Here is a 26,382-nt window from a genome sequence, read left to right on the forward strand (position 1 = left end):
CGCCTGAGATATGACACTTGTATGACCCCGTGGCTATTTAGAGAACATTTAAAGGGGCCGCTTAGAGATAGGCTTAGCCCTGCTTGCGCAGATATAGCTGCAGCTCGGGACCAGGCACGGAACTGACGCTGGCGACGGCGCAGGCGGCCCAGTGCGCGGCCTCGGCCATGGCCTCGAGTATGGCCATGCCATGGCATAGGCCATGGAGCAAGCCCGAGGCATAGGCGTCTCCGGCACCCGTGGTATCCAGCACCAGGGTGGACACAGCAGGCAGACGTTCGACACCCGTCGCCCGGTATAGGCTGGCGCCGTTAACCCCATCAGTGACGATGAAATATCTCAGCCCGTCCCCGGCTATGCTCACGCCATAGTCCCACAAGGAAGCGCCGCAGCGCCCCTGGATATCGCTGCCGGAGGCCAGGAGGATATGGCAGGGTCTGGGCCTGTCATCCTTGGCCAATTGGGCCAGCACCAAGCAGTGTTCCAGGGCATCGCGTGCCCAGTCCGCCGCGCCCTCGGCCGAAGAATTGATATAGAGGGCATCCCAGAGGCTCCACTCGGGTGCGGCAGGCAAGACAAACCTGGGACGCTGGGGCCTGACTATGGTGCGCTCACCGTCGGGCGTCATCAGGAGGAGCATTTCACTGCTGTTGCCCCCATGCCGCGGCACCAGGCGGCAATCCAGCCCCTGGTTGCCGGCCTCGGCCAGCAGCCAGTCACCCAGCGCATCCCGCCCGACCTGACTCACCAGCGCCACCCTATGACCGGCCCAAACCAGGCCGATACCACTGTTGGCACCGCCACCACCCAGGCGCTGACCGCCATCCTGATAGTGAAACCTGCCGCCGCTTTCCAGGGGTTTATCCAGCAGCAGAATGCGATCACAGTTGAGATTGGCGAGCAGAATGATGTTGGCCATGTCACGGCGCTCCAGGGACTGAGAATGACTCATGGTAAGGGAAAGCAGGCCATCAGGGCTAGGTCAAAGTTCGCCACTCGGACGCCAGCAAGGCATATTGAAACTCGCTGCCCCAATGGCCCTTGAAGAAAACATTCTCGACAAAATGACCTTCGCGGCGAAAATGCAGCCGCTCCAGCAACTGCCAGGCGGGGGTATTCTCGGCATCCGTGATGGCGACTAGCCTATGTTTGCCGCACTCTTCAAACAGATATGCCAACAGGGCGTTGAGCGCCTCGGTCGCCAGCCCTTGGCCCTGAAACTCAGGGGCCAAGGTGAAACCAATCTCCAGCTGCTGTTCGTCGATAAAATGCAGCGCCAGATCGCCAATCAGTTGGTCCGCCGTATCGGCCAGTGCCAGTTGAAACCAAGCACCCAGAGTACCGAAAGGCACGCTATTCATGGCAACAAACAGCGCCTGGGCATCGGCCAGGCTGTATTGGCTCCAACTCTGGAATCTAGCCACCTCCGGCAGGGCGCGGTAGCAGGCAAAGGCCGGCAGATCTGCTTGGGTAAAGGCCCGGATCTTTAACCTCGGGGTCGACATTGTCGGGTAATGCATGGCATCCGTCTCCTCTGTTGTCTGTTCTATACCCGCACCCAAGGATATCCGCCAGCGTCAGCCTTTGGCTTTCCAGGCTGTAAGCCATATCTCAAGCCGGTGTGGGCCTTGTGCCTTATCTGATGCCATTCGCGGACCAAAGTTCAATCCAGACATTGCCAATACATTGTTTTTCATTGTGAAAAATATCGGCGTGGTGGTTTTTTCGACGGCTGTACTATATTTATCCATGCGCTAACGCTGGCACTCAGGATAAACTTACCCCGTTTTATCGGCGGTCCAGTGGAACTGACTGCCTCACATTCCCCATAGGATGCTTGAATGGATTCAGTAACCAGTATCGACCTGCTCACCCAGAGTTCGGCCAGCCTGCGGCTGAAGCTCGAACAATATCAGTCCTGTCTGAAGGAATTTGACAGCCTGGATTACAGTGACGCCTATGTCACCCTGATAAGACAGGAAATGCAGCTGCTGGAAGCCTTGTTGCAGAATAAACTCTCGGACGAAAATCCCCTGGAAAACAGCTGATCCCAGCCATACATCCCTCAGCTCTAAGCCTCATCTTTCAAGCCAGATGCTGTTAGCCCATCCCATCACTCAGAAGCGAGTCACGCCCGGCGCTATCGGCGCAACTTGCCCCAGAGTTGCCGCTGCGGCTCGCTCAAGAAGCTCCAGGCCAGCACCCGGGTGATCTTATTGCCCTGGTGCATCTCCATGGTCTGAACCTCCTTGGCCCCCAGCTTGGCCAAGAGTCGGTAACAGGGCTTGAGATTATCAGCCTTGGACACCAGGGAGCTGAACCAGAGGCATTGGCTGCCAAAGCCGGCACTCTCCTGCAGCATCTGCTGCAGGAAACGCCGCTCTCCCCCCTCGCACCAGAGCTCGGCCTGCCGGCCGCCGAAGTTCAGCACTGCCTTGGACTCCTGTGGCCGGGATTCACCGCGATTATGGCGCAGATTCGCCAGCTTGCGTTGGGTGCCGGCACTGGCCTCGGCCTGTGAGGCATGGAAAGGCGGATTGCAGATGGTGAGATCGAAACGCTCATCCATGCCTATGATCCCCTCGAAGATGGCCTGTTTCTCCCGCTGCAGACGCAACTCCAGCCGCGGCTGTATCTTGGGGTTGGCCGTCGCTATGCGCGCGACATTGGCCAGGGCGATCTCGTCTATGTCGGAAGCGACAAACTGCCAGCCGTAACTGGCGATCCCCAGCAGGGGGTAGACGCCATTGGCTCCCGTGCCTATGTCCAGCACGCGGATCTTTTGTCCCTTGGGCGGTTTGCCCCCCTGGGCCAACAAGTCGGCGGCATAGTGCAGGTAATCGACCCGGCCGGGGATAGGCGGACAGAGGAAACCCGCGGGAATATCCCACTCGAGTATCCCATAGCTATGCTTGAGCAGCGCGGCATTGAGGGCTTTCACCGCCGCGGGATCGCCGAAGTCTATCGACGCCTCACCATAGGAAGTGGGCCTGACATGGGCTGCCAACGGCCCCGACGCCTGGATCAAGGCGGGAAAGTCATAGCCCTGGTTATGCTGATTGCGCGGATGCAGCCCCTTGTTGGTCTTGGTTTTAGGATTGGCCTTGGGCCGTGACGCCATCTTGGGGCGTGTCTTGGCCCCAGACTTGGGTTCAGCTGACCTGTTGGCCTCGGTGCGCTTGCGCTTGTCGCTGTCTGGCTTGTTGGTTCTCGATTTGGAATTGGCGGCTTTAGTATGCATCGGCTCTGCTTTGCGGTCGTCGACAATACCCTGCCGACCGCCGCTGAAATTAGTCGTAGAGATAGGTAGTAAACAAGAGGTTGACTATCATGGGGCGGCCGGTTTCCTGCTCCATCAGGCGATTGACCATGTCATAGCATTCTCGGCGGATCTCTTCCCGTCCAGTGAGCGACTTGATCTTGGCCTCAGGTTGATTACCCAAGATCTCGACAATCGCCGCCCGCAGCAGGGGATCATGGTGTTCTATGGCGATCAGGTCTTCGGGATCTTTGACCATCAGCTCGACACTGAGCTTAACAAACCCCAGCTTCTTGCGGTTGGAGATGTAGTTAGTCACTATCTCGGGTTCGAAACCGTAATAGGCATAATCGGCCAATGCCGCTTCCTCTTCGGCGGCTGAGCATAGTCCACTCGAGAGTAAGAGCAGGCCCGCAGTGAGCCATTTTATCATAGCCACGGTGTGACTCCTTTATTCTGGGTATGGTTCTGAAACTTGGTCTACAGCCGAGGCTGCCGGCCCCACTCATCTACCTGCCCTGATACTGGCATGTTAGACTGCCCGGGTTTAAGTGTATTGTAACGAGTATTTGATGAATGTGACCAGCTTAAGCTTTCCTTACGGCGGATCTATCCGCTGGTTCTCGCCGGATGGCCGGAGTCAACTCCCCCCGCCGCCCCTCAGGGATTGGCTGCTGGATACCGGCAGCCTGACTAAGAAACTCAAAGCCTGTGGCGGCCGCTTCGATGTCAGGGTGTTGGGTGAAGGGCTGCTGAGCGCCGTAGACGAAGAATTTCCGCAACATCCCCAGGTTTGGGTGCGCGAAGTGCTCCTCAGCCTGGACCATGTGCCCTGGGTCTTCGCCCGCACCCTGATCCCGGCCGAGCTGATGTCCCTGAAGAGAGATGACTTCATGGGCCTGGGGAATCGCCCCCTAGGCGAGCTCCTCTACAGCAGCGATGCCTTCATCCCGGGGCGCATTCAACTCGCCCGGGTCGACATCTGCAGCAAATTGGCGCTATTGGCCCAATCCATGACCCAGGGCGAGCCACAGCCACTCTGGGGGCGGCGACGCTACTTCGCCTACGGCGGGCATGAGCTCATAGTAGGTGAGATATTTCTGCCCGCCGCCGAAGCCGCCATCGCCAAGCTATGACCGGCGGTGCAGGCCATAAAAAAACGCCCTGATGGGCGTTTTTTTTGTGTTCCAGACCCAAGTCAGGCTCAGCCGAGACTCCGGCGGCGCTGCCAGCCCAGCAGGGCCAACAGGCTCAGACTCAAGGCCCCCAGGCTGCCGCCACCGCCCGACCCCGCAGGCGCGGCCGGCGCCACCAGGCTCAGCTGGGTGCTGGCGCTGCTCACATTGTTCTGGCTGTCGCTCACAGTCAGAGTCACGGTATAAGTGCCGCCGGCGCTATAGCTGTGGCTGGGCGATGCCAGCTCACTGCTCTGGCCGTCACCGAAATTCCAGTGGTAAACCAAAGACCCGACCCCGGCGGTGGAGGCATTGCTGAAGTTGACACTCAAACCGCTGACTTGCTGGGTAAAGGCGGCGCTCGGCGGAATGGCGATATTCAGGGTCACAGCTGCGGTGGCTTTCAGGCCCTTGGCATCCGTCACCACCAACGTCACCTGATAGCTGCCTGAGTCGCTATAGGTATAACTCGGGCTCGCCAGTGTGCTGTCGGCACCCGGCACGCCAAAGTCCCACAGATAGCTGTTGCCGCCATTGCCGCCGCTGCTCTGAACGCTGAAGTCCACCTTGCCCGCCAGCTGCTGCACCACTATGTTGGCCACCAGAGGCTCTATCTCCCCCACAGGGGTGAGCCTGGCGACCCTCAGGGTGGCGCTGCTGTTATCCACTTCCTGGGCAATGACTTGCATCGTCAGTCCCAACTCGGTCAACTGCATTCCGGATTCGGCTTGTGCCGGCGCGCTGTAATCCAGGCTGTCATCGAACAGGCTGACGGCACTGAGATTTGTGTCACCGCTGTAGGGACTTTGATCATTCATGCTCAATGCCGCATCCCGCACCTGCACATCGGTACTCGCTGTGCCTATCAGATGCTGATCCGCATCCACTACGCCGATCAAGCCATGGCCTGGATGTTCAGATACTGTGTTATCCGAATAGCTCAAGTCTTCCAGCCAGATCAACACCCCAGGCTCGTACCCCTCGCCTTCCAGGCCACTGTCTATCCCCTGATAGCTGCGCAGCTGCACCAGGTAGCGGCGGGCCTTGCCGGGGAAGCTGTCACCGATACGGCTGAATCCCACCAGAGTCATCTTATCCCCGGTTTCGGCATCGTCCCCATAGACAGGCTCGGTGCCGTTGCTGATCAGCAGCTTGTCTATGGCCATGCCATAGCCGCCGCTGGCTTCATCCGTCTGGTATTTGATGCCCAGTGTCACGGTGCGCCCGGCGTAGGCACTGAGATCATATTCCAGCTCGACCCAGGCGCCGGGTGCCTCGGCCTCGGCGAGCTTCGCCGAGGCGCCCGTGATGATATTGCGGGCCGCATTCTGTGTGTTGCTCGCCTTGGTATGATTGCCGGGGAGGGCGACGCCATCCACCAGCAGCTGCATATAGTCGTAATCTTCCTCTATGTCCCAACGGGCCTTCATGGTCAGCGTCAGGGGTGACAGGCTCGGCAGGGTCAACTCGACCGACATGGCATTGTTGAGCAGATTGCCCTGGCCCGAATAGTATTGAAAACTACCTTCATAGGGCGCACCCAGGAGGATATTTCCCGCCGGAATGGGGATGGAAAGCTGGTTGACGCCATCGCTGTCGACGGCCTGATTCAGCGCCAGATCCATGCTGCTCCCATTGAGGCTGGCCAAGGGGATCTCTTGTTCATTCACCCACTTACCCTTGTATTTCTGCTGCAGGTAAGAACGGGCAAAGGGACTGAAGCCGCTTGGCTCCGAGCCAGGAATGGCCCCGGTCCAGCTGCCGCCGGACATCAGCGACCAGGAACCTACGGGTGAGCCTTTGCCGCCATAGCTGGTGTCATACTCGTCCGGCAGGCCCAAGTCGTGGCCGAACTCATGGGTACAGACCCCGGCCGCCGCATCTATGGGCTGTATGGTGTAACCAAACAGCTTGATGCTCCTGCCGGGAATGCTGACAGGGGTATTGCCGACAACAAATCTATGGGACCAGATGGCATCGCTGCCCAACACCCCACCGCCGGCTTCTTCACCGACACTCGAGTGGAACACCATGACATGGTCTATGACGCCATCCGGCTCATCCAGATTGCCGTCATTGTCTATGTCATAGGGATCTTCGACATCGAAGCTGCCGATTTCGCTGTCGGACATGCCGGCGACCACCTTGGTCACCGCCTCCAGCACCAGCTCCTGCGCCGCCTTGTCGCTGTCATCGTTGGCAGGATCGTTGCCGCCGTAATAGGCGGCAGGATTATCCGCCCGCACCCAGTCTCTCACCTCACCCGTGAAGGAAAAGGTCTGTCCGGAAGCGGCCTGGTAATATTGATAGCCAGAAAGCAAGGTCTCGCCAGAAGGTCCGCTGAAGCCAGTACCGGAAAACAACAGCCCCTGGTAATGGGTCGCCGGATAGTCAGGGTAATACATGCGAGTGTCGGCGGCCGAGAGACGATTGTCATCGTGGGGCAGATCCGGAAAATCGACCAACACCCCCAGCACCCTGACCGTCTTATGTATCTCGCTATCGGCCAGCGCATTCAAGGCCTGTGCCCGCGCCGCCTTGGGCTTGGCGGCTTGCTTGAAGCGTTGCTGCTCGTAAGCGACTTCGATCCTGTTCCCCTTGGCCTGGGGCTTGGCCGAACGCGCCAGGAAGGCGGCCACCGCGGCCTGTTTTTCCTCATCGCTGGCATCGGCGGCCAGCTCACCGCGCTTGAGCAGCCAATAGAGCACTTGTTCTCTATCGACCACCCCGGCGTCTGCCGGTGTCCCCTGAATGGGTGCCGCCAGCGCGGCCGGGCCACTCAGGGCCAACAATAATCCCAACCCTGCGGCGCAGGTTGCAGCTTTAATCACCATGGTGTTCACTTCCTTTTGCAAGATTCGAAGGCTTTCTGTCGTTGACGTATGTACTCGGCGACCTTGGCATCCGCCTCCGCCTCGCTCATGTCCTTGGTGATGACGCCTTTCTTAATCAGGTTTTGTTTGAGCTTGCTGGTATCCCTTATCGGCGGCATGGCGCCACAGGATCCAGGCTTTATCTGGATGGGGGCCTTGTCTGTGACTATCGCGTCTGTGACTTGCGTATCGGTGGCTATCTGGGCCCCTTCCACGGCGGAGCCGCAATGGCTGAGCGCCAGGCAAGCCGACAGGGCAAGCAGGCTTGAATAGAATAGCTTCACAATCACGTCCCCTTAACAGTGCAAACCCAAGACATTAACAGCAGAAGCCTGGGGTCACAATATCCCTAGGGCTAAATAGGCGAGCTAATGCCGGGGAATTCAGCCGGCATTAAGCTTGGTGTCGGCTATGTCAATCATCTTGGGCTGTGGCCTGATGCCCGCCGCGTCGCGCTCCTTCAACCAACGCTCGTAAATCAGCAAGAACACGGCGGCGGACCAGCTGAAATTGCTGGCATGCAACCCCTCGCCCGTAAGAGGATCGTAATTTTCTCTGATACTGGCATCACCCAGCGCCCCTTGCGCCTGTGCAACCAATTGCTTCGCCAGGCGGCTGGCCTCCCGCCGGTAGCCGTATCTATCCAGCCCTTGCAGGGCAAACCATGCCTGATCCAGCCACACAGGGCCACGCCAATATTGTCGCGGGGCGAAATTCGGGCTGTCGGCGCCGACGCTGGGGAATGGCACCCGGGTGGCGAAGCTTTGGGGATGCAGCTCTTGGGCTATCATGCGCCTGGCTTGCGCCGGCGATGCAACGCCCGCCCATAGGGGGATCCAGCCTTCGACTCCCTTGCCCGCCGAGGTGAGCAATTGGGGGCCGCCATACGTCAGCCTGAGATCGTAGAAGAAGCCGCTGGCCTCATCGAACATACGGCTGCGTATCTGCTCCCCCAGGGTCTGGGCCTGCGCGAGCCAGTCAGCCGCCTCGACGGTCAGTGTCAGCCGCTGCGCCATCCTGGCCAAAAACTGTTTCTCGGCATAGAGGTAACTGTTCAGGTCGACCGACTCCTGGGACAGGGAATAACCCAGCAGCTTGCCGGCGGCATCGCGATTCTCCCACACCCGCAGATCCGCGCCGGCATCGAACCTGGGGGCGTTGTCCATGCCCGACTCCCAGGCCGCGGCCTGGATAATGGCGGCGACATCCAACTTGCCTTCCTTCACATGGGCCGGATGCAGGTTCGCCCCATACTCGACCAAGCCGTTGTGGTCATGATCACGATTGCGATACCACCATTCATGGTAGGCCTTGAGCTTGGGGTACATGAGCCGCAGCAACGCCAGATCCTGCGTCCGGCTATAGAGCTCCCAGACGGCCCAGGCCGCGAGTGGCGGTTTAGCATTGCGCTCATTCCAATTGCCCCCGCTGCCACCCCGTTCGCCATCTTGGTTATAAAACACGGCATCGGGCAAGCCGCCGGCATCCTGCGGCCGCACCGGGTCGTCGGCAGCGAACTGATAATCGAACATGGCCAACAAGTTGCCCTTGGCCAAAGCCGTATCGAAGTGAGCCAGGGCCACGACCTGTTTCCAACTGTCCCAGGCCCACACCCCATTGAACCACTTGTAGGTCACGGACGGGGTGACCGCATCATGGCGTATGGCGCCCGCCGGGCTGCGCCAGTTATGGACTAAGGTCAACATGCTCTTCACCGCCAGGGAGCGATAGGCGGCAGGCTCGGCCCCTGACAGGCCCTGCAGTCTCTGCCGCCAGCGTTGGCGATTCTGTTGCAATCCCTTAGCGACGCGGGACCAGTCGCGGCCCAGATAGTCCCGGCTCTCCTTGGCGGTATGAAAATACCTATGGGCCGCCATCAGACTGACACTCTCCCCGGCGGCGAGTGGCAGCGCCTCTGTGCTCGCCCTATAGCCAAACTTGCCCTGGCGGCTCAGGGTCACATGGGTGTCGAAACTCAGTTCATATTCCGCATCACTTAACAAGATGCGCCAGGGCTCCCTTATGGGATTGAAGCGCCAGCGTATGCTGTCGCCCTCCAGACTCAGGGAGGCAATCAAGCTGTATTGGGGCAGTTCAGGGTGTTGGCTGAGGGGCTGTCCATGCCAGCTGAGGCGCCAACTTTGGGCTCCAGGGCTCAGGTTATGCAGCTTGGTCGTCACTATGGCGCTGCGTTGGTCGCTGTAGCTCAGGCCGAGCGTCAGCGAGAGATCTACCCAGTCAAACTGCTGAAACAAGCCGTCGGGCCTGGAATAGATATGAATGCCTGTGGCGGAGGCCAGCTCACGCGCCTGCCCTGTGTCGGCATCCTGCAGACTGAGGCGCTGCAGGCCGTCGCTCAGGTAGAGGCTATACTCCTGGGCGATAAACAGCGGGCCGGTGAAGCCACCATAATAGGCCGGGCTGTCTGGCAGGTGAAAACCATGCCAGGCGCCGGCATCCACATAGACGGCGCCCGGCCGCAGGTTGCCGTTGGCGTCCCTCGGTTCCATGGCGGTGGGGGTCCCGGCATAGGGCAGAAGATCCTCGAAATCGGCAGACCCAGGGCCGGCCAAGCCAGCGGCACAGAGGAGGAGACAAGTCAGCACAGGGGCAACCTAAATTGGATACAATATCCGCATTATGTTAACTAAGACCTGTGAACGCAATACCTGTTCAATGCGGCGGGGAATTGAGGTAGTTGGACACGCCGTCGAGGAACATCTGCACCGAGAGCATCACCAGCACCATGCCCATCAGGCGCTCGACCGCCGTCAGGCCCTTCTCTCCCAGCACCCGGGTGAACACCTTGTAGAACATCAAGATAAAGGCACTGGCGCCCCATGCAGATACCAGGGCTATGGTCCAGTCCGTCATCCGGCCGCTGTCTGTGTGGGCCAGCAGTATCAGTGCCGCCAGGATCGACGGCCCCGCCATCAGGGGGATGGCCATGGGCACTATGAAGGGCTCCTCGCCCGCCGCCAAGCCGACCACACCGCCCGGCTGGGGGAAGATCATCTTGATGGCGATCAGGAACAATATGATGCCGCCGGCTATGCTGACCGACTCGGACCTCAGGTTGAGGAAGTCGAGGATGGCCTCGCCCGCATAGAGGAAGAGCAACATGATCGCCAGCGCAAACAACAGCTCGCGGATCAACACCCTGCGGCGCTTCTTGGGATCTATATGACGCAAGATGGAGGCAAAGATGGGTAAATTGCCCAGAGGGTCCATGATCAGAAACAACATCACTGCCGCAGAAAGTATATCCATGGTAAATATCTATGAATGAGTCAACATAAGGCCATATTGTATAGCCTTTTATCTTCCCATAGGCGAATATTTACGCCTTTTAAACCTGACCCGGCCCTGACTTTCCCAACAGGGGCCCAGTCTCGGGAGCGCCCGGACAGGGTTGCAGTTATTCACTAAATTCAAGCGACAAGACTGCTCATTTCTGCTGCAGCTGGTATACTATGGCGTTTTTTCGACATTCGTCCCTGGAATTCATGCTCTATCTCGTCGCCAGCTGTATTGCACTCTTACTCGGTCCCCTGTTTTACCGTTACTTCTCTTCGGGTAGCGGGCTGCAGAAGGGATTGGATGGCTTTATCTTCGTCTCCCTGGGCGGATTGGTGCTGCTGCATATCCTCCCCGAGCTGCTGGAGCACGGTGGATTTGTCGCCATCGTCTTCGTGGTACTGGGCCTCTGGGGGCCCACCGCCAGCGAACGTCTATTCCACCGCTATTCGGAGATCACCCACAATCTGACCCTGTCGCTGGGCGTCGGTGGCCTGCTGCTGCATACCATTACCGATGGCGGCGCTATGGTACTGGCACAACAGGCGGGCAACTCCAGCCTGTTGGCGCTTGGGGTCATACTCCATAGATTGCCCGTCGGCCTGGCGATCTGGTGGCTGCTCAAGCCCCAGGTCGGTACCCGCTGGGCCAGCCTGGTGTTGACTGCCATGATCCTGCTGACGGGGATAGGCTATTTCGCCGGTGAGCAACTCCTGTCGCAGCTGAGCCTGGACAATACCGTCTATCTGCAAGCCTTCGTTACCGGCTCTATTCTGCATGTGGTGCTGCATCAGCCCCACGGGCAACACGAACCTGATCGCCTGGGCAAGTATGAATATCAGGCGGGCATAGGCAGTCTGCTGGGCATAGGCCTCTTGCTCGTCTTGCTGTTGATGGACACGGGTGGCCATCAACATGCCCACCACGACCAAGGCGCAGAGCAACTGAGCAACTGGCTACTCACGCTGGCGCCCGTGCTCTTGCTCAGCTATGGCGCCGCCGCCATCCGATTTCACTTGGGCCTGACCCCCAAGGATGCCAGCCTGAGACGCCGCTGGCTGCAACGCCTGCTGGGCCCGGAGGCGCTGGTCATCAGCGCCCTGTTGCTCGGCCCCTGGTTCGCCCTCTACCAGGCGCTGGCGGCCCTCGCCATAGGGGCTTACCTGAGTTGGATCAAGGCCGACCTGGCCGATCCCCACACCAACCTGCCGGACTCGGCTTGGCGCTTCGGTTTCGCCCACCTGGTGGATCGCAGTGCCCCCTGGATCTTGCTCGGCCTGGTGCTGGCCAACCTGATAGGTCACCCCTCACTGGCCTTGACCCAGCCCCTGCTGCAGCTCGCGCTCCTGCTGTTGCTCTTCCTGCCGATGCGCTTTTGCAACCTCAGCGCCGCCGTACTGGCGCTGGCACTGGCCTACAGCGGCTGGAGTCCGGTCGCCGTGCTGCTGCCACTGCTCGGGGCGCCGCTGCTCAGTCTGACCCAATTACGCCTGCTGAGGTGGCCACAGCAACTTGGGCTATTCCTGCTGCTGGCATTGCTGCTGGCATTGCCGGCGTTGAGCTCGCTGCAATGGCAGGCACCACCTCGGCTGCCGGCGCTGCTGGAGCTGCCGAGCCTGCTGCTGTTGGCCAGCCTGTTTGCCGCCAGCCTGTTGCGCCTGGGGCCGCGCAAGTTCCTGCGCCGCCTCACCTGGATAGGCACGGGCCCGCACCAGCATAGCCATAAGCAAGGCCATGCCCACTCCCATAGCCACAGCCACAGCCATAACCATAGTCATAGCCATCAGACGCAAGCCGGGCCAAGCACCGAAGCGGATGCCAAGCATCCGGGGCATGATAGCCACAGGCACTGATCTGCGGCTGTTCATTTGGACGCAGACGGGCTAAGTTAAGGCATAAACTCCTAACTTAGCCCGGGCCATTGCCACCATGTGTATTCTCTTCATCGCCCTCAAGATGCACCCCAGGTATCCGCTCGTCCTCTGTGCCAACCGGGATGAATTCCATCACAGGCCGACGGCGCCGGCCCACTTCTGGCCCCCGGAGCACAGGCTGCTCGCGGGTCGGGATCTGCAGGCAGGCGGCACTTGGCTGGGGGTCAATCGCGATGGCGACATAGCGGCGCTGACCAATATTCGCGCCCCGGCGCAGCAGGACGGCATGCGCAGCCGCGGCGAGCTGGTCACCCTGGCCCTGACCCAGCCTTCCCTCATGACGGACACATGGCTGCTGGCCCATAGCCAAGACTATAACCCCTTCAACCTGGTGTTTGGCCGCAATGGCCAGTTGCAGTGTTTCAACAGCCAGAGCGGACAGATGCAGGCCTTGAGCCCGGGGTTTCATGCCATAAGCAACGGTGCCTTGGATGATATCTGGCCCAAGATGGCCAAGGGCCAGCAGGCGCTGGAGCGCCTCATAAGCAGCCGGGATGAGCTCAATCTGGATACCATGCTGGCGCTGATGCAGGATGAGACCCGGGCGCGGGATGATGAACTGCCCAGCACAGGCATAGATCTGGAATGGGAGCGGCGCCTGTCGGCCATCTATATCAAGCATCCGGACTATGGCACCCGCTCCACCAGCCTGGTGTTGCAGGATGTCCAGGGGAGAATAGACTTCACCGAGGTGAGATACGATGGCAAGGGCCGCAAGCTGGGGCGGGAGCATTTCCAGCTCGCCCCGCCGCAGCCATGACTTGGATGAGGCGGCTGGATCAGTCCGAGCTGTGATCATGGGTGATCACCCAGCGATCATCCAGCTTCTCTATCAAGAGAGTAAAGGCGCCGCTGGGCTTATCCTTGATGCGGGCCAGCTCCCAACGGCCGACGACCAGGGCGACATCCTTGCCGAGCAGCCTGATGTCCAGCTGGCTGAATTTCAGCTCACCCTGGGTTGTCCTGTCGGGGTAATGCGCCTTATAGCGCGCCAGCATCTCTTCCCAGCCATAGCAAAACTGACCCTTGGAGACGAACCTCAGCTTGGGGTCATGCCAGTAGCCTTGCATATAGGCATCCAGATCCCCGCGATTCCAGGCCGCCTGCTGACTGGTCAGCAAGCCGGCTATCTCGTCGCTTGGCCCGGCGGCAACATCGAACGCCAACAGCAGCAATAACAGGCTAAGCCCTTTTTTAATCATAAAATTTCTCCAACTCGGTAATACTAAGTACTATAGCCAACCACAGCGCCAGACGCCCGGGTAGCAGCGGAGCGAGCGCCATCATGAAGAGCAACAAGCGAGTCGTTAACTATGTTTGAAAAATTTTGCCAATGGCTGATGCGAATCACAGGCTGGCGCATTCAGGGCCAATTGCCCGATCGCCGCCAGTACCTGATCATAGTCGGCCCCCACACCAGCAACTGGGATTTCATCGTCGGCGTCATGGCCCGCGGCGCCCTGGGGACCCGGATCCATTTCCTCGGCAAACACCAACTCTTCATCCCTCCCTGGGGCTGGTTCTTTCGCGCCATAGGCGGCAGCCCGGTCGACAGACGCAGGAATAATAATCTGGTCGATGCGGCGATCGAGCTGTTCGCCGACCAGCCGGATTATAAGCTGGCATTGGCCCCCGAAGGCACCCGCAGCCCGGTGAAACGCTGGAAGACGGGTTTCTACCATATCGCCGTCAAGGCCAATGTCGCCATAGTGCCTGTGGGACTGGATTTCAAACATAAGGCGGTGATCCTCAGCGAGCCCCTGTTGCCATCCGGCGACATGGCCAGGGACATGGAACAGATCCTCGGCTTCTATCGCTCAGTGCCCGGACGCCACCCCAAGGTGATCCCCGACTTCATTCCCTGATAGCCTGAGCCCGAGAGGAACCCAGCCTCATCCCCTGAGGGCCTGCATGTCCATGCCGGTCGGCACCTGGAATGGCCGCAGGCCGAATATCGGCAGGATGGCGAAGATATGGTCGAAGATATCCGCCTGTATGTCTTCATAATTCGCCCAGCGGGTATCATTGGTGAAGATATAGATTTCGAGCGGCAGGCCCTCAGTGGTCGGCGCCAGCTGACGCACCATCAGGGTCATCTCCTTATGCACCTTGGGGTGCTGGCGCAGGAATTCCAGCAGGTAAGCCCTGAAGGTACCTATATTGGTCAGGCGCCGGCCATTCACCGGCATGTCGAAGTCCGACACGGCGCGATTCGACGCCTCTATCTCCTGGGTCTTGCGCTGTAGATAGTCTTTGAGGCAATTGATCTTCGCCAGTTTGAGCCGCTCCGCCTCGGTCAGGAAGGCTATGCTGTTGACGTCTATATTGAGCGAGCGCTTGATGCGGCGGCCACCGGATTCGGACATGCCGCGCCAGTTACGAAAGGCATCCGACACCAGGGCATAGGCGGGGATCATGGTGATTGTCTGATCCCAGTTGCGCACCTTGACCGTGGTCAGGGACACTTCTTCCACCGAACCATCGGCACCGTATTTATCCATCTGGATCCAATCGCCACGGCTGACCATGCGGTTGGCCGCCAGTTGAATACCTGCGACAAAGCCCAGAATGGTGTCGCGAAACACCAGCATCACCAGACCTGTGGCAACGCCCAGGCCGCTGAGGAAGATCAGTGGCGACTGCTCCGCCAGCACTGAGATGGCGATGATGATGCCGATGAAGAAGAGAAACAGCTTGATCAGCTGCACGAAACTCTTCACCGGCAGACGGCGACTGACCAGATTGACGTCGGCCACCTCGTTGGCCGCATCCAGGGCCGCATAGCAACCGCGCACCAGGAGCACCACCATCCAGATGCTGAGCAGGCGATCCGCCAGCAAGCTGGCCAGCTTATGCTGGGTCAGGGCTATGGGCAGAAGCAGTTCCAGCACCAGCACAGGCACCAGCATGGCGAACTTCTCCAGCACCCGATAGCGCATGAAGATGTCGTCCCAATTGACTCTGGAGCGCTGGATCACCAGGTTCATCGCCCGCACCACGCCGCGGCGCACTATGAAGTAGGACAACCCGGCCAACAAAAGACAGGCCAGGATCATCACAGAGGTCGACACCCCATCCGCAGGTTGGCTATCTATGCCAAACCCCGCCAGCCAGGCGGAAATCTCCAGTCTTAAATCTGTATCCAAAATAGCTCCCGCGATCCATTAACGGCCCCATCGACGGCCAGACGCCGGCAGCCCGGCTGCAACTGGCAACAAATATGTCACATGTGGTTATTTTAAAAAGAGTTTCAATATTACACCCACCCAGGGAACAAAGCGATATGGCGCGGCATTAGCCTCAAGGCCACGGGTGAATAAACTGCCCCGACAAATGGGACAGTTTCCCATGAAGGCACATTTAACCTGACAAGCCGCCCCAGACTTGTTTATCCTAGCGCCAATCAACTTGTCCATACCAGTCAGAGGATGACATATATGACTAGAATCCTGTCCTGCGCCTGTCTCATCTGGTGCGCACTCGCATCCCAGGCATTCGCCGCCAACGAAATTGCCCGCACCACACTGGCAAATGGCGCCGTGGTGAGCCTGAAAGACGACTTCACCTGGGAGTATGTCATCACCCAGGCGATCGAGGCCCCTGCGGCCCGGCGCCCCGCGGAGCCCATGATGCCGACCACCGCCCTAATGCCTGAGGTCACAGCGGTCGCGGCCACGCCAGAGATGCCGGCGGGCGAGCAGCTGACCGCCCAGGCCATGAGCCACGGCGCCATGCTCGGCCACACGGCCAAGGACGGCATAGGCGTCAGCTTCGAACGGGCCCAATGGCGCGGCGCTGAGCTGGGGCTGGTGTTCACCCTGACCAGTTCCAGCAAGGAGCACGTCATAGGAGTCGAAGTCGAGGCCAGCTTCTTCGACGACCAAGGCATGCGCATCAAACAGGAGAAGCTCGAGGTATGGCGCGCCATCACCCGGGTACCTGAGACGTATCTCAGAAACGGCCAGACCCGTCAGAGCCAAGTGTTCTGGGTCGAAGGCATCAGCCCTGAGCAATGGCGCAAGCAGCACCTGAGCCTGAAGATCACCGAAATAGAAACCCGCTAGCGCCGGGCGGAACCCAAGACCAGCGGACTCCCAGGGTCCGCTTTTTTTATCCTAAAAACCCATGGCGGCCAACGGACAGTCTGGCTGTCCGCGGACACTTTACGGACACTGGGCGGACGCAGACGGCCCGCCCCTAGCGGACAGCTTGCCCCTGGAGGCCGCGGCCAAGGCGGAAACCCAGCATTGGCACGGATACTGCTGTATGGAGGTTGTAAATGGATACAGCAGCCTGGCTGTCATTAGCCCAGGATGCAAACCAGCCGTATCGAGCGGCCGCAAGTGCCGGGCGCAAACCTCAAACTGAAAGGAATAGACTATGAAGATCCGCCTGACCCTGTTACTGGCCTGCATGCTCCCCACCGTCGGCGCCCTCTCCCTGCAAGCCGCCGCAACCCCAACACCGCCGGCCAAGGCGCAGCACAAGAGCCAGGAGCATGTCATCAAGACAGGCAAGCATCCCCACTTTTCCTGGGTACTGCTGCAAGCGGATGGCAGCATGACGGTCGGTGCCGGCAACAGCGACGAATGGCGCCAACTGGAACGCAGCCGTCACGACGGCGACTATCTGTGGGTCAAGACCAGGAAGGCCCGCTATGAAATCACTGAGCCGGCGATCCTGGCGCAGGTGCAGGCCGCATTGCAGCCCATGCAGCAGCAGGGTGAGCGGATGCAAAAATTGGGCGACGAGATGCACAGCCACGGCGATGCCATGAGCCGGCTGCACAATCGCCTGAGGCAGGAGGAGGATGAGCAACAGCTGACGGCAATTGAAACAGAAATGGACCAGCTGAGCGCCGAGATGGACAGACTCGGTGACCAAATGGGCGATCTGGGCGATGTCCAGGCCGACTTGGGCGAGGAAGCCGATGATCTGGTGTTCGACCTGGTGCAGGCCAGCATAGCCGCCGGGACGGCCATTACGCTGAAGTAGCAGACCGGGGCGCCTTGCGGCAACTCGGCTCGGGCGCCTGGCTGGATAAACATCGGCGAGACACTGCCACCACGATCGGCGATAAGGGTCGCGGGTTAGTGTCGAAGAAGGTCACCGACAGCAGATTGGCGGCATTACCATCACAGGCGTAAACCACGGATGCTACGTCCCTGTAATGACGAGGCTACGGAATTTTCATTCCGTAGCTATTTCAACAACTCCGATGAGGATAGTTGTAGTCTACAGCTGCATTTGACTACTAAGTTTTTAAACAAATCACGCGCCCTCACACTTAGGCAAGCCAAATTTGGACCAAGACAAAGCACTAAGCTTCCCTCAAAAGAAAAACCTGCCTCAAGCGCTACACTTAAGCCCTTATTAGTTTTAATTTTTAAGGAATGAAAATGAAAATTAAAAAATGCAATGCTGGTGATTTTAAAGCACTTATCCCAAATGTTAGCGAGTACAGGAAAGAAACTGGCGAAGAGAAAGCCAAAGGGGAAAAAGGTTTTTTCAGCACTCATGACTTGATCGAACATATTAAAGAGCTAGATTGCTGTAAAGTCCCCTCCGTCGACGAAGCCAATGCCATATTAAATGAATTAGCTGAGGATGATTTTCTAGAAAAAGTGCCGTTTGGTGATCATATATGGAAATTTAAAGACACCTGCAGATGACACCATCCCCATCGAAGCGGCCGAAGGGCGTTGGGGCTAATGGCGTGGCGAGGCATGGATGCCGAAGCAGCGTCAGTCGAATCAGGGATGAGCGTCTGACGCGATAGCCAATTGGCATCATAAGCCCTAGGGGCTGCCCGCTTCGTCGGGGCGTCATGGTGGATGCAAGGAGGATAGGACGAGCAGTCCTCCTTGCCCGGGTGTGGGCGGGCAGCCCACGACTTCAATCCAAACGAAATGTGGAAATCAAAAACCCGCCTCTGTGACTAACCCATGGATTCAACCTTTCCTGGGCGCAACAAAAAAGGACCCTGGGGTCCTTTTTCATTTCACTGAATGCCGGCGCGAGCCAGGCTGTCAATTACAGGCTGGGCAACACCCCTGCCGGCAGGTAGGCGTTGAAGCTGGCCGTGTACAACAGATCCGTGGCGGCTTCGATATCCGGGCCGAAGTATCTGTCCTTGTCGTAGTAGGCCACCACTTCGCGCAGCTCGGCCTTGGCCCTGGCCACGGCGACGCTCGGTGTCAGCGGCGCACGGAAGTCCAGTCCCTGGGCGGCGGCCAGCAGTTCCACCGCCAGCACCCCACGGGTGTTTTCGCTCATGTCGCGCAGGCGACGGGCGGCGAAGGTGGCCATGGACACATGGTCTTCCTGGTTGGCCGAGGTCGGCAGGCTGTCGACCGAGGCCGGATGGGCATAGGTCTTGTTTTCCGACGCCAGTGCCGCCGCCGTCACCTGGGCTATCATGAAGCCAGAGTTGACGCCGCCGTTCTTCACCAGGAAGGGAGGCAGCTTGGACAGGCTGGAGTCGATCAGCAACGCGATGCGGCGCTCGGCGATGGCACCCAGCTCGGCGATGGCGATCGCCAGGTTGTCGGCCGCCATGGCAACGGGCTCGGCGTGGAAGTTACCGCCGGAGATGATGTCGCCCGTGTCCTGGAACACCAGCGGGTTGTCCGTGACGCCGTTGGCCTCTGTGCCCAGCACTTCGGCGGCATGGCGTATCTGGCTCGTTGAAGTGTTCCCAGTTGGCCCAGTGGGGCACCAGGTTGGAGTTGGCGATCAACACCCGCGGCGCATCCGCATGGGTGCGGAACACCCCCACAGGCTTGCCGGACTGCACCAGCAGGGTCTCGTCGTCTTCCAGGCGCTGCAGCACTTCGACTATCTTGTCGTAGCACTGCCAGTCGCGGGCGGCGCGGCCTATGCCGCCGCAGACCACCAGGTCCTCGGGACGTTCGGCCACGTTCGGGTGCAGGTTATTCATCAGCATGCGCATCGGCGCTTCGGTCAGCCAGCTCTTGCAGCTCAGTGTGGTGCCATGGGGCGCTATGATGCGGCGGCTGGGATCGTGTTTCAACCTCTGTGGTGTTTACCCTCGGCCTCTGGCGCTCGGGCATATTGTTTTAATTGCTCTAACTTGGGTTCTGTTTGGCCCGCCCTCGGCAGGCCTGGTTTGAATCAGCCCTTGCCGAAGGTCAGGTGGCCGCCCAGACGGAAACGGCTGCCCGGATGTACCAGGCGGGCGAAGCTCACCACCCCCTGGCGTGACCAGGTACGGCGCAGGATCTGCAGGCAAGGTTCGCTGGCCGGGATCTGCAGTTGCCTCTGTATCTGTTCGCTGGCGACTATCGCCTCTATGGTGTGGCGCGCCTCGGTCAGCGGCGCCACCTGGGACAGGTACTCGTGGGGAGTCTGGACCCTGAAGTCCTGCTGCAGATAGTCGGGGATCAGCGCCGGATTGACGTAACGTTCCTCCAGCTGCAAGGCCGCGCCCTGCTCGCAATGCACCAGCACAGAATAAAATACCGGACTGCCGACCTCGAGCCCGAGGGCGATGGCGATCGGCGTCTTGGCCTCGACCTGGGCCAGCTCAAGTTGCTGCACGCTGTAGCCATGGCCCCTGTCCTTGATCTCGTCGGCTATGTTGCGGATCGCCAGCAGGGAGGACTGGGACTTGAGGCCGGCGACGAAGGTGCCCAGCCCCTGACTGCGCTCCAGCACGCCGTTGTCGGTCAGCTCTGTCAGCGCCCGGCGCGCCGTCATGCGGCTGCAGCCGAACTGCTCGGCGAACTGGTTCTCCGACGGCAGCCTGGCGTTCTCTTCCCACTCCCCCGTCTCGATACGGGCGATGATGTATTGCTTGATCTCGGCAAATTTAGGCGTGGCCATGGTCTTTCCTATGCTGGCATCCAGGACGATTAAACTGATATGTTTAATCTCGCCAGGAACTCGGTTACAATCCTAACTTGTATATACAAGTAAATACAAGTCGTTCACAAATTTTGCATCTAGTATTCATTGAAGGGGAAGCAGCATGTCTTGGGATCAGGTCTGGATCGACGTCAACTTAGCCACCATGAGTCCACAGGTATCAGCACCTTACGGTGCCATCAGCGATGCCGCCGTCGCGGTCAGGGACGGCAAGATCGCCTGGCTGGGTCCCAGGAGCGAACTGCCGGAATTCGATGTGTTGGCAACCCCGGTTTACAGGGGCAAGGGCGGCTGGATCACCCCAGGGCTGATAGATGCTCACACTCATTTGGTGTTCGCCGGCAACCGCGCCAACGAGTTCGAGCTGCGCCTCCAGGGCGCCAGTTACGAGGACATAGCCCGCGCCGGTGGCGGCATCATCTCGACCGTCAAGGCCTGCCGCGAAGCGGACGAGGCCGAGCTGTTCGAGCTGGGGCGCCAACGCCTCAATGCCCTCGCCAGGGAAGGGGTCACCACAGTGGAGATCAAGTCAGGCTACGGCCTGAACACAGAGACGGAACTCAAGCTGCTGCGGGTGGCCCGCGAGCTGGGCACACACCACCATGTGGAGGTGGTCACCACCTTCCTCGGCGCCCACGCCATTCCGCCTGAGTTCAAACACGACAGCGACGCCTATGTGGATCTTGTGGTCAACGAGATGCTGCCGGCGGTGCTCGAGGAGAACCTCGCCGACGCTGTGGATGTGTTCTGCGAGGGCATCGCCTTCAACCTGGAACAAACGGAGCGGGTGCTCTGTGCCGCCAGGGCAGCAGGGCTGGAGATCAAGCTGCATGCCGAGCAACTGTCGAACCTGGGCGGCTCAGAGCTGGCGGCGCGCCTGGGTGCCAAGTCTGTGGATCATATAGAATTTCTCGACGAGGCCGGGGTCAAGGCCCTGGCCAAGAGCGGCACCTGCGCCGTGCTGCTCCCCGGCGCCTTCTACTTCCTGCGGGAAACCCAGAAGCCGCCGATCGATCTCTTGCGCCAACACGGCGTGCCCATGGTGCTGGCGAGTGACTTCAACCCCGGCTCCTCGCCCATCTGCTCTACCCTATTGATGCTCAACCTGGGCTGCACCCTGTTTCGCCTGACCCCGGAAGAGGCGCTGGCCGGCGTCACCCGCAACGCCGCCAAGGCCCTCGGCATAGACAAGCGCGTCGGCCAACTCGCCGTCGGCATGCAGGCCGACTTCTGCCTGTGGAACATCTCCACCCCGGCGCAGCTGGCCTATTCCTACGGGGTCAATCCCCTGGTGGATGTGGTCAAAGCCGGCAAACTCATTCATCAATGATGGCAAAGGACAGGATGCCAAGCTGCGCCCAACGGCGTGGCTTAGCTCTCCCCGGTGCCCTATCCCTATGATGCAGCCATGCCAGTGCTGGGTTCCTCTTAGGCATGGCTGCTATCTCACCGGCTCTGCTCACACCTTCAACGGCTGCAGACTGGATCTTGTATCACAAAACAGCGACGGCTATCACCACGGCCGACAACATATACAGGCCACCAGAGAGTGATATAGATTTGAGTAGACTCAGCTCCTCGACTTCCATTTTTTCTATGTCAGCCATGTTGATGGATTTGCCTTCTCCGTACACAGCAAGCTCTGTTGCACCTTCAACTTCAAACTCGAAGGTTTCCCCAGAGTAAGTCGTGATCTTCACATTTTCACCAACATAGCTTGATGCAGGCTTAGCCTCGGCTTGAACCTCATTCAACGAAGAACAGCCCATCATGCAGAAACAAATGACTATCGCAGTAATTAACTTATTCAAAATAAACTCCTTTTTAAGATGCAAGGAGTGTATGAGGCCGGCCATAATAAAACAACCAGGCATGCACTCTCAGCTGCCCAGTTTATGAACAGTCGACAAGACATGCTTCAAACTAATGATGGGGGACCAATGCTGTCAGCTTCTCAACGGCCCCAGATAGGGATCTAGAGCATACTGACGCCATCGAGTCGCTAAAGAGTTGCAGGCGTCCTCACTCTTTGTCTTCAATGAGTAGGTGATGACTGCAGGCCATATGCCGACCAGAGTGCCGACAATCACCTGCCGTGGGCTTTTGCATTGCTCTGATATCTAGAACGCCAGAGACTCGCTGTGAAGCCATCCCTGGCCGCTCGACGAAAACATCCTTGTTTTCGACGGTCACTGGCGCAGCAATACCAGTTCTGGCGTTCCACTTAGGCCACGCAATTTTCCCCACCATCCCAAGTGCCCCAAATGGGGATCTGGGTCATACTGACGCCTTAGAGCCGCTAAAAAGTGATGCCCTCACTCTTTCAGCTTCAAGCAACACAGTTATGACAGAAACACACGGTGGCACATCCACTGGTTAACCTATGCAGACAGCTTGGATTTAACCAACTGGCTTCTGGGCTGCAATCAACAACAGCATTGGCCGTTCAGCTTCCTCGGCCAGGGCGGGGTTGGCAGCTATCTGCTGCGCCGAGGGGCCCCATTCGTTCAGCTGGCGCAATTCAAACCCGGCTTGCAACAAGGCATTGACCATAGTGCCCAAGGTTCTGTGGTATTTGATCACCCCTTTGGCCATCCAGTCGCTTCGACGTTCGCCTTCGGCCTGGTAGCTGTTGACTGCCCAGGAACGCTTGCCGGCCTCATCCACCAGCCAACCCTGATTCGGGGAGCAGGTAAAGATGGGATGTTCGGTGGAGAACACCAGCCGGCCGCCGGGTTTCAGCGCCCGATACAGAGTCGCAAACAAAGGCCGCAGATCAGCAAGATAATGCAGCGCCAATGAGCTGTAAGCCAGATCCACACTCTTTGGTGCCAGCATAAGGCCATCGAGATCCCCCTGTTGGTATTCAATCGCTTCATCCTGGGTTGTTGCCCTCGCCTGGGCCAACATCTTACTGGAGAGATCTATCCCCAATACCGAGTCGGCCCCCAGCTCCCTAGCGGCGCGGCAAAACCAGCCGTAGCCACAGCCGAGATCCACCACCCTGCGCCCCTCCAACGGCGGCAACATCGCCTTGAGCGCCGACCACTCAGGGGCGCCATCCAACCCGTGAACCGAACGGGGCAGCTGTGCATAGGCATCAAAAAAGCCCTGATTGTCATAGATATTTTGTGACATAACTGTCTCCTGAAAACTGGATTCAAAGTATAAAAAAAGCGAACGGGACCCGGTTCGCTTTTGAGAATCGCCATAAGGCGGGTACGAAAAGGGGCCACGGATGAAGGTTCATCTGTGGCCCCCGTTGACTGCGCCAAGACATACGCGCCCTTCCCTTGCGGGATGGCAACAGTGCATGTCGTGGCGATGACTGGGTAGAAAGCTCAGGCTTTCCTGTTTGGCTCCGGACAAGGCTTCATCGCAAGCAACTGTACGGAGCACACTCGGGTCACTCGCTGATCCGAGGCGTAAAGAGTCATGAAAGGATACCTCTATGAAATTGGCTGAATTCTAATCAAGGTGAGGAATGCTGTCAATCACTGAAATCAGTAAGTTACACAGGTCAGCCTGTGCCCGCAACCGCGCCCAGTGACCACACCTTCACCACACAGAAGCGCCTTTCAAACACAGAGATTAATCGCTGGATAAGGGCGTACTTTCGGCATCAATCAACTGGCGACGGGCAGTGGTCATGGCAAGCCCCGACAGGCAAAAAAGGACACATCAAAACCCAGCCGGGAGATCACGAGACTGCAAAAGTGATGGCAGTCCTATCTATTCTTTGCTCTCCCACACCCGGCCAAGTTGCGCTTGGCAAGTGGCTTGAATCTCTGAGGTTCTCAATGATGCAACTGATGACTGCCAGCGATTGTGTCGACAATCACCTGCCGTGGGCTTTTGCATTGCTACACCAGTGACTCGCTGTGAAGCCATCCCTGGCCGCTCGACGAAAACATCCTTGTTTTCGACGGTCACTGGCGCAGCAATGCCAGTTCTGGCGTTCCACTTAGGCCACGCAATTTTTCCCGCCATCCTCAACGACTCCAGATGGGGATCTGGGGCATACTGACGCCTTAGAGTCGCTAAAAAATTGTGGATGTCTTTACTCTTGTCCGACGCTTCCAAGTAGCTAAAGAGTTGTGGGTGTCCTCACTTTTCTTCTTGAGCAGCAGATTCAAACGCCCAAGGCTACAAACAATGAGGGGATATTTATCAGCAAAAAAATCTGAGAGTTATAGGGACTTTCTCTTTCAAATACCAGTAGAATGAAAGACATATCACTTACAGCATGGATGATTGAAATGAAGGGAATACAAAAGCTCACAGCAGTTTTAATGTTGCTGCTGGTCACAACAGCTACATCAGTTTTTGCCTGCTCTAAACCTAGCAGCCATCTGCCGACAGATTTTCCCGATATAGCTATCTATAGAGACACTTTATACTCACCGATGGAAGAGTTCGATTCTCCAGAGGGTTTGGTAATCGAAAATCCGATCAGAAATGAAGAAAACTTTCTTGTTGCTATAAATATCCCACAAAAATACAAAGAGTATAACCTGGCCGCATTGTGGATTTACCGAGAAAAAAAGCCCTCGTATGAATTCAATCTTGCATTTGAGGTGGATAAAGATATTGCTTTTTCCCGGTTTCAAATGGAAAGGGAAGTGCTTGAAGGCGCTAAATTATCCATCCGTTTTGGAGATTCAATTTGCCCTCGTGCTGAAGGAAAATACGAATTCGTAGAAGTCGCCAGCAACAAGTGGCTGGCTGAACAGAATCTCCACACTCAAATCAAAATGAGAAAATTCAGGACTGATTCCTGTCATGGCTCAACCTTACCTGCGGATCAACGCAATGTTGAGGCTGAGGGCCAGGTTATCCTCACCCGACTTGCCAGCACCAGACAGCCAACTATGGAAAACACTCGACAGTCTTGAATATTTTGGTAGCTTTAACTTTCACTGGATGACTAGACGCCAATATTGCTTGGGATATCACAATGAAATTTTTAGCCTTTATCAGCCTAATGTTATGTGCATTTTCAACTTGGGCAACCAAATGGCCAGTGGAAGAAACTGTCACCAAAATCAGTGAGAACGGTAATTTGATAGCCCGTCTGACATCAGGCTCCTACCCTGATTCAAAAATTCAAGCCCATAATGCAAGTATCGCGATTTACAAATGGGAAATCGAAAACGGCTATGTATTTAGCCATACAATCTACTTGCCCTACCGTTTCTCACCCTTAAATTTTGTAATTGCCAATTCAGGTTATGTTTTGACCATTGATAAACCCGTTGCTGAAGAAACCGGTCCTGCAGCTGCCATCTTCGATGACTCTGGGGTCATGATTAAAGATTTCACAATAGAGCAGCTACTCCCATCGAAAAAAGATAATAAACACCTAATTTTCAACGATGTGAGGAGATTTTACAGATGGAGTTGCGGAGTTCCTACAGACTTCGGCGACGAAATTGCAGCTCCGCATTTAAAGGGAGCGATAATTTTTCATATGAAAGAAGCACGTATAGAAAATTTGCGGATCGAGGACTCCACTTGCGAGTAAATCCCGTAAAATGCCACCAAATGTATCAGCTTGCATTTGTGGCAACTACAACTCGCAAATAAAGCTCACAGTCAAATTGAAAAAGCGTGCATTCCCATCTGAGTTGCCTCAGGTGAGCAGAAGTGCCACAGCTTTCCCGGCCGCAAAGTAGACAAACCGTATAGTGTAGTGGTCAACCTTTTTTGGCCACGGTTTTATACGCAAGCCAGAACCTTCTCTCCGACTCACTTGGTGTCAGACCACCATTATATTGATGCGGCCTGACCTGGCTGTAATATCCAACGATATATTGCGTGATTGATGCTCTAGCTTCACTAAAGCATGTGTAGCCTGATGAGGGCACCCATTCTGTTTTTAAACTTCTGAAGAAGCGCTCCATCGGCGCGTTATCCCAACAATTACCTCGTCGACTTAAGCTCTGTTTTATTTGGTA

25 protein-coding genes and 2 pseudogenes are annotated in these 26,382 nt (G+C 57.7%); 11 read left to right on the forward strand and 16 right to left on the reverse strand.

All coding sequences use genetic code 11. The annotated features are described in order from the left end of the window. Positions 1 to 73: 73 nt before the first annotated feature. Together LZP73_RS17025 and LZP73_RS17030 are read right to left on the reverse strand one after the other, a co-directional pair. A complete protein-coding gene (locus LZP73_RS17025; protein ID WP_234236177.1) occupies positions 74 to 919 on the reverse strand; it encodes a PfkB family carbohydrate kinase in 846 nt (281 codons plus the stop codon). A 58-nt stretch (positions 920 to 977) separates the two neighbouring features. Beyond that, entirely contained in the window at positions 978 to 1,520 is a 543-nt protein-coding gene (locus LZP73_RS17030) for a GNAT family N-acetyltransferase (RefSeq protein WP_234236148.1), read from the reverse strand. Between the two features lie 321 nt (positions 1,521 to 1,841). Between LZP73_RS17030 and LZP73_RS17035 the strand changes: the two genes are divergently transcribed. Continuing rightward, on the forward strand, positions 1,842 to 2,048 hold the full coding sequence (locus tag LZP73_RS17035) for a hypothetical protein (RefSeq protein WP_234236149.1): 207 nt from the start codon (positions 1,842 to 1,844) through the stop codon (positions 2,046 to 2,048). Positions 2,049 to 2,140: 92 nt separating this feature from the next. On the opposite strand, the gene rlmF is transcribed toward LZP73_RS17035, so the two are convergent. After that, positions 2,141 to 3,241, reverse strand: a complete 1,101-nt coding sequence (gene rlmF, locus LZP73_RS17040) for a 23S rRNA (adenine(1618)-N(6))-methyltransferase RlmF (protein WP_442800754.1) — start codon at positions 3,239 to 3,241, stop codon at positions 2,141 to 2,143. Positions 3,242 to 3,290: 49 nt separating this feature from the next. Further along, on the reverse strand, positions 3,291 to 3,692 hold the full coding sequence (locus tag LZP73_RS17045; RefSeq protein ID WP_234236179.1) for a flagellar basal body-associated protein FliL: 402 nt from the start codon (positions 3,690 to 3,692) through the stop codon (positions 3,291 to 3,293). A gap of 139 nt (positions 3,693 to 3,831) precedes the next feature. On the opposite strand from LZP73_RS17045, the gene LZP73_RS17050 reads away from it, so the two are divergent. Beyond that, positions 3,832 to 4,395, forward strand: a complete 564-nt coding sequence (locus LZP73_RS17050) for a chorismate--pyruvate lyase family protein (RefSeq protein ID WP_234236150.1) — start codon at positions 3,832 to 3,834, stop codon at positions 4,393 to 4,395. 68 nt (positions 4,396 to 4,463) lie between these two features. Here the strand turns inward: LZP73_RS17050 and LZP73_RS17055 are convergent, their stop codons facing one another. The 4 genes from LZP73_RS17055 to LZP73_RS17070 all read right to left on the reverse strand — a co-directional run bounded on the left by LZP73_RS17055 (position 4,464) and on the right by LZP73_RS17070 (position 10,577). Beyond that, positions 4,464 to 7,268, reverse strand: a complete 2,805-nt coding sequence (locus LZP73_RS17055) for an immune inhibitor A domain-containing protein (RefSeq protein ID WP_234236151.1) — start codon at positions 7,266 to 7,268, stop codon at positions 4,464 to 4,466. Between the two features lie 5 nt (positions 7,269 to 7,273). Then, on the reverse strand, positions 7,274 to 7,591 hold the full coding sequence (locus LZP73_RS17060) for a hypothetical protein (protein WP_234236152.1): 318 nt from the start codon (positions 7,589 to 7,591) through the stop codon (positions 7,274 to 7,276). A 99-nt stretch (positions 7,592 to 7,690) separates the two neighbouring features. Then, positions 7,691 to 9,913, reverse strand: a complete 2,223-nt coding sequence (locus LZP73_RS17065) for an MGH1-like glycoside hydrolase domain-containing protein (protein WP_234236153.1) — start codon at positions 9,911 to 9,913, stop codon at positions 7,691 to 7,693. A 67-nt stretch (positions 9,914 to 9,980) separates the two neighbouring features. Next, positions 9,981 to 10,577 (reverse strand): YhgN family NAAT transporter, encoded by a 597-nt coding sequence (locus LZP73_RS17070; protein WP_234236154.1) that lies wholly within the window; start codon positions 10,575 to 10,577, stop codon positions 9,981 to 9,983. Positions 10,578 to 10,813: 236 nt separating this feature from the next. Between LZP73_RS17070 and LZP73_RS17075 the strand changes: the two genes are divergently transcribed. Next, on the forward strand, positions 10,814 to 12,457 hold the full coding sequence (locus LZP73_RS17075) for a metal transporter (protein WP_234236180.1): 1,644 nt from the start codon (positions 10,814 to 10,816) through the stop codon (positions 12,455 to 12,457). A gap of 76 nt (positions 12,458 to 12,533) precedes the next feature. Continuing rightward, positions 12,534 to 13,298, forward strand: coding sequence for an NRDE family protein (locus LZP73_RS17080; RefSeq protein WP_234236155.1), 765 nt, complete (start codon positions 12,534 to 12,536; stop codon positions 13,296 to 13,298). 19 nt (positions 13,299 to 13,317) lie between these two features. On the opposite strand, the gene LZP73_RS17085 is transcribed toward LZP73_RS17080, so the two are convergent. Next, positions 13,318 to 13,740, reverse strand: a complete 423-nt coding sequence (locus tag LZP73_RS17085) for a YybH family protein (RefSeq protein WP_234236156.1) — start codon at positions 13,738 to 13,740, stop codon at positions 13,318 to 13,320. 111 nt (positions 13,741 to 13,851) lie between these two features. Here LZP73_RS17085 and LZP73_RS17090 point away from each other — a divergent pair, with 111 nt between their 5' ends. After that, positions 13,852 to 14,403, forward strand: coding sequence for a lysophospholipid acyltransferase family protein (locus LZP73_RS17090; RefSeq protein ID WP_234236157.1), 552 nt, complete (start codon positions 13,852 to 13,854; stop codon positions 14,401 to 14,403). 27 nt (positions 14,404 to 14,430) lie between these two features. Here LZP73_RS17090 and LZP73_RS17095 read toward each other — a convergent pair whose 3' ends face one another. Next, entirely contained in the window at positions 14,431 to 15,684 is a 1,254-nt protein-coding gene (locus LZP73_RS17095) for a mechanosensitive ion channel family protein (RefSeq protein WP_234236158.1), read from the reverse strand. 291 nt (positions 15,685 to 15,975) lie between these two features. Here LZP73_RS17095 and LZP73_RS17100 point away from each other — a divergent pair, with 291 nt between their 5' ends. The 3 genes from LZP73_RS17100 (at position 15,976) to LZP73_RS17110 (ending at position 18,210) form a co-directional block, all read left to right on the forward strand. Continuing rightward, complete coding sequence (locus tag LZP73_RS17100; protein ID WP_234236159.1) at positions 15,976 to 16,602, forward strand: DUF3157 family protein; 627 nt, start codon at positions 15,976 to 15,978, stop codon at positions 16,600 to 16,602. A 316-nt stretch (positions 16,603 to 16,918) separates the two neighbouring features. Next, positions 16,919 to 17,533: a hypothetical protein gene (locus LZP73_RS17105; protein ID WP_234236160.1), complete on the forward strand. Its 615-nt coding sequence runs from the start codon at positions 16,919 to 16,921 to the stop codon at positions 17,531 to 17,533. 404 nt (positions 17,534 to 17,937) lie between these two features. Beyond that, positions 17,938 to 18,210: a hypothetical protein gene (locus LZP73_RS17110; protein WP_234236161.1), complete on the forward strand. Its 273-nt coding sequence runs from the start codon at positions 17,938 to 17,940 to the stop codon at positions 18,208 to 18,210. 361 nt (positions 18,211 to 18,571) lie between these two features. On the opposite strand, the pseudogene LZP73_RS17115 reads toward LZP73_RS17110, so the two are convergent. The 3 genes and pseudogenes from LZP73_RS17115 to hutC form a co-directional block, all read right to left on the reverse strand. Then, positions 18,572 to 19,222: pseudogene (locus LZP73_RS17115) on the reverse strand (aromatic amino acid lyase); the annotation flags it as partial. Next, positions 19,215 to 19,571: pseudogene (locus tag LZP73_RS17120) on the reverse strand (urocanate hydratase); the annotation flags it as partial. The pseudogenes LZP73_RS17115 and LZP73_RS17120, both read right to left, overlap by 8 nt. Before the next feature lie 101 nt (positions 19,572 to 19,672). Continuing rightward, positions 19,673 to 20,383, reverse strand: a complete 711-nt coding sequence (gene hutC, locus LZP73_RS17125) for a histidine utilization repressor (RefSeq protein WP_234236162.1) — start codon at positions 20,381 to 20,383, stop codon at positions 19,673 to 19,675. A gap of 145 nt (positions 20,384 to 20,528) precedes the next feature. Between hutC and hutI the strand changes: the two genes are divergently transcribed. Then, a complete protein-coding gene (gene hutI / locus LZP73_RS17130; RefSeq protein ID WP_234236163.1) occupies positions 20,529 to 21,755 on the forward strand; it encodes an imidazolonepropionase in 1,227 nt (408 codons plus the stop codon). A 163-nt stretch (positions 21,756 to 21,918) separates the two neighbouring features. Here hutI and LZP73_RS17135 read toward each other — a convergent pair whose 3' ends face one another. Next, the gene (locus tag LZP73_RS17135) at positions 21,919 to 22,236 is read right to left on the reverse strand and encodes a hypothetical protein (RefSeq protein WP_234236164.1); all 318 of its coding nucleotides are present in this window, start codon (positions 22,234 to 22,236) and stop codon (positions 21,919 to 21,921) included. Positions 22,237 to 22,825: 589 nt separating this feature from the next. Continuing rightward, complete coding sequence (locus LZP73_RS17140; protein WP_234236165.1) at positions 22,826 to 23,563, reverse strand: class I SAM-dependent methyltransferase; 738 nt, start codon at positions 23,561 to 23,563, stop codon at positions 22,826 to 22,828. A 1,121-nt stretch (positions 23,564 to 24,684) separates the two neighbouring features. Between LZP73_RS17140 and LZP73_RS17145 the strand changes: the two genes are divergently transcribed. Next, entirely contained in the window at positions 24,685 to 25,320 is a 636-nt protein-coding gene (locus tag LZP73_RS17145) for a hypothetical protein (RefSeq protein WP_234236166.1), read from the forward strand. Between the two features lie 62 nt (positions 25,321 to 25,382). Further along, positions 25,383 to 25,949, forward strand: coding sequence for a hypothetical protein (locus LZP73_RS17150; protein WP_234236167.1), 567 nt, complete (start codon positions 25,383 to 25,385; stop codon positions 25,947 to 25,949). A gap of 172 nt (positions 25,950 to 26,121) precedes the next feature. Here the strand turns inward: LZP73_RS17150 and LZP73_RS17155 are convergent. Next, positions 26,122 to 26,382, reverse strand: a 261-nt coding sequence (locus tag LZP73_RS17155) for an integrase core domain-containing protein (protein ID WP_234236168.1), incomplete at its 5' end; no start/stop codon positions are given.

It is taken from the genome of Shewanella sp. AS16 (assembly GCF_021412365.1).
In the GTDB taxonomy this organism is placed as follows: domain Bacteria; phylum Pseudomonadota; class Gammaproteobacteria; order Enterobacterales; family Shewanellaceae; genus Shewanella; species Shewanella salipaludis.

Bases quoted from the DNA above. Each gene is read 5' to 3' on its own strand.
- LZP73_RS17030 (WP_234236148.1), bottom strand. From the start codon at position 1,520: ATGCATTACCCGACAATGTCGACCCCGAGGTTAAAGATCCGGGCCTTT.
- LZP73_RS17140 (WP_234236165.1), bottom strand. From the start codon at position 23,563: ATGTCACAAAATATCTATGACAATCAGGGCTTTTTTGATGCCTATGCA.
- LZP73_RS17035 (WP_234236149.1), top strand. From the start codon at position 1,842: ATGGATTCAGTAACCAGTATCGACCTGCTCACCCAGAGTTCGGCCAGC.
- rlmF (WP_442800754.1), bottom strand. From the start codon at position 3,241: ATGCATACTAAAGCCGCCAATTCCAAATCGAGAACCAACAAGCCAGAC.
- LZP73_RS17080 (WP_234236155.1), top strand. From the start codon at position 12,534: ATGTGTATTCTCTTCATCGCCCTCAAGATGCACCCCAGGTATCCGCTC.
- LZP73_RS17100 (WP_234236159.1), top strand. From the start codon at position 15,976: ATGACTAGAATCCTGTCCTGCGCCTGTCTCATCTGGTGCGCACTCGCA.
- LZP73_RS17045 (WP_234236179.1), bottom strand. From the start codon at position 3,692: ATGATAAAATGGCTCACTGCGGGCCTGCTCTTACTCTCGAGTGGACTA.
- LZP73_RS17085 (WP_234236156.1), bottom strand. From the start codon at position 13,740: ATGATTAAAAAAGGGCTTAGCCTGTTATTGCTGCTGTTGGCGTTCGAT.
- LZP73_RS17075 (WP_234236180.1), top strand. From the start codon at position 10,814: ATGCTCTATCTCGTCGCCAGCTGTATTGCACTCTTACTCGGTCCCCTG.
- hutC (WP_234236162.1), bottom strand. From the start codon at position 20,383: ATGGCCACGCCTAAATTTGCCGAGATCAAGCAATACATCATCGCCCGT.
- LZP73_RS17090 (WP_234236157.1), top strand. From the start codon at position 13,852: ATGTTTGAAAAATTTTGCCAATGGCTGATGCGAATCACAGGCTGGCGC.
- LZP73_RS17145 (WP_234236166.1), top strand. From the start codon at position 24,685: ATGAAGGGAATACAAAAGCTCACAGCAGTTTTAATGTTGCTGCTGGTC.
- hutI (WP_234236163.1), top strand. From the start codon at position 20,529: ATGTCTTGGGATCAGGTCTGGATCGACGTCAACTTAGCCACCATGAGT.
- LZP73_RS17055 (WP_234236151.1), bottom strand. From the start codon at position 7,268: ATGGTGATTAAAGCTGCAACCTGCGCCGCAGGGTTGGGATTATTGTTG.
- LZP73_RS17105 (WP_234236160.1), top strand. From the start codon at position 16,919: ATGAAGATCCGCCTGACCCTGTTACTGGCCTGCATGCTCCCCACCGTC.
- LZP73_RS17150 (WP_234236167.1), top strand. From the start codon at position 25,383: ATGAAATTTTTAGCCTTTATCAGCCTAATGTTATGTGCATTTTCAACT.
- LZP73_RS17050 (WP_234236150.1), top strand. From the start codon at position 3,832: ATGAATGTGACCAGCTTAAGCTTTCCTTACGGCGGATCTATCCGCTGG.
- LZP73_RS17070 (WP_234236154.1), bottom strand. From the start codon at position 10,577: ATGGATATACTTTCTGCGGCAGTGATGTTGTTTCTGATCATGGACCCT.
- LZP73_RS17025 (WP_234236177.1), bottom strand. From the start codon at position 919: ATGGCCAACATCATTCTGCTCGCCAATCTCAACTGTGATCGCATTCTG.
- LZP73_RS17110 (WP_234236161.1), top strand. From the start codon at position 17,938: ATGAAAATTAAAAAATGCAATGCTGGTGATTTTAAAGCACTTATCCCA.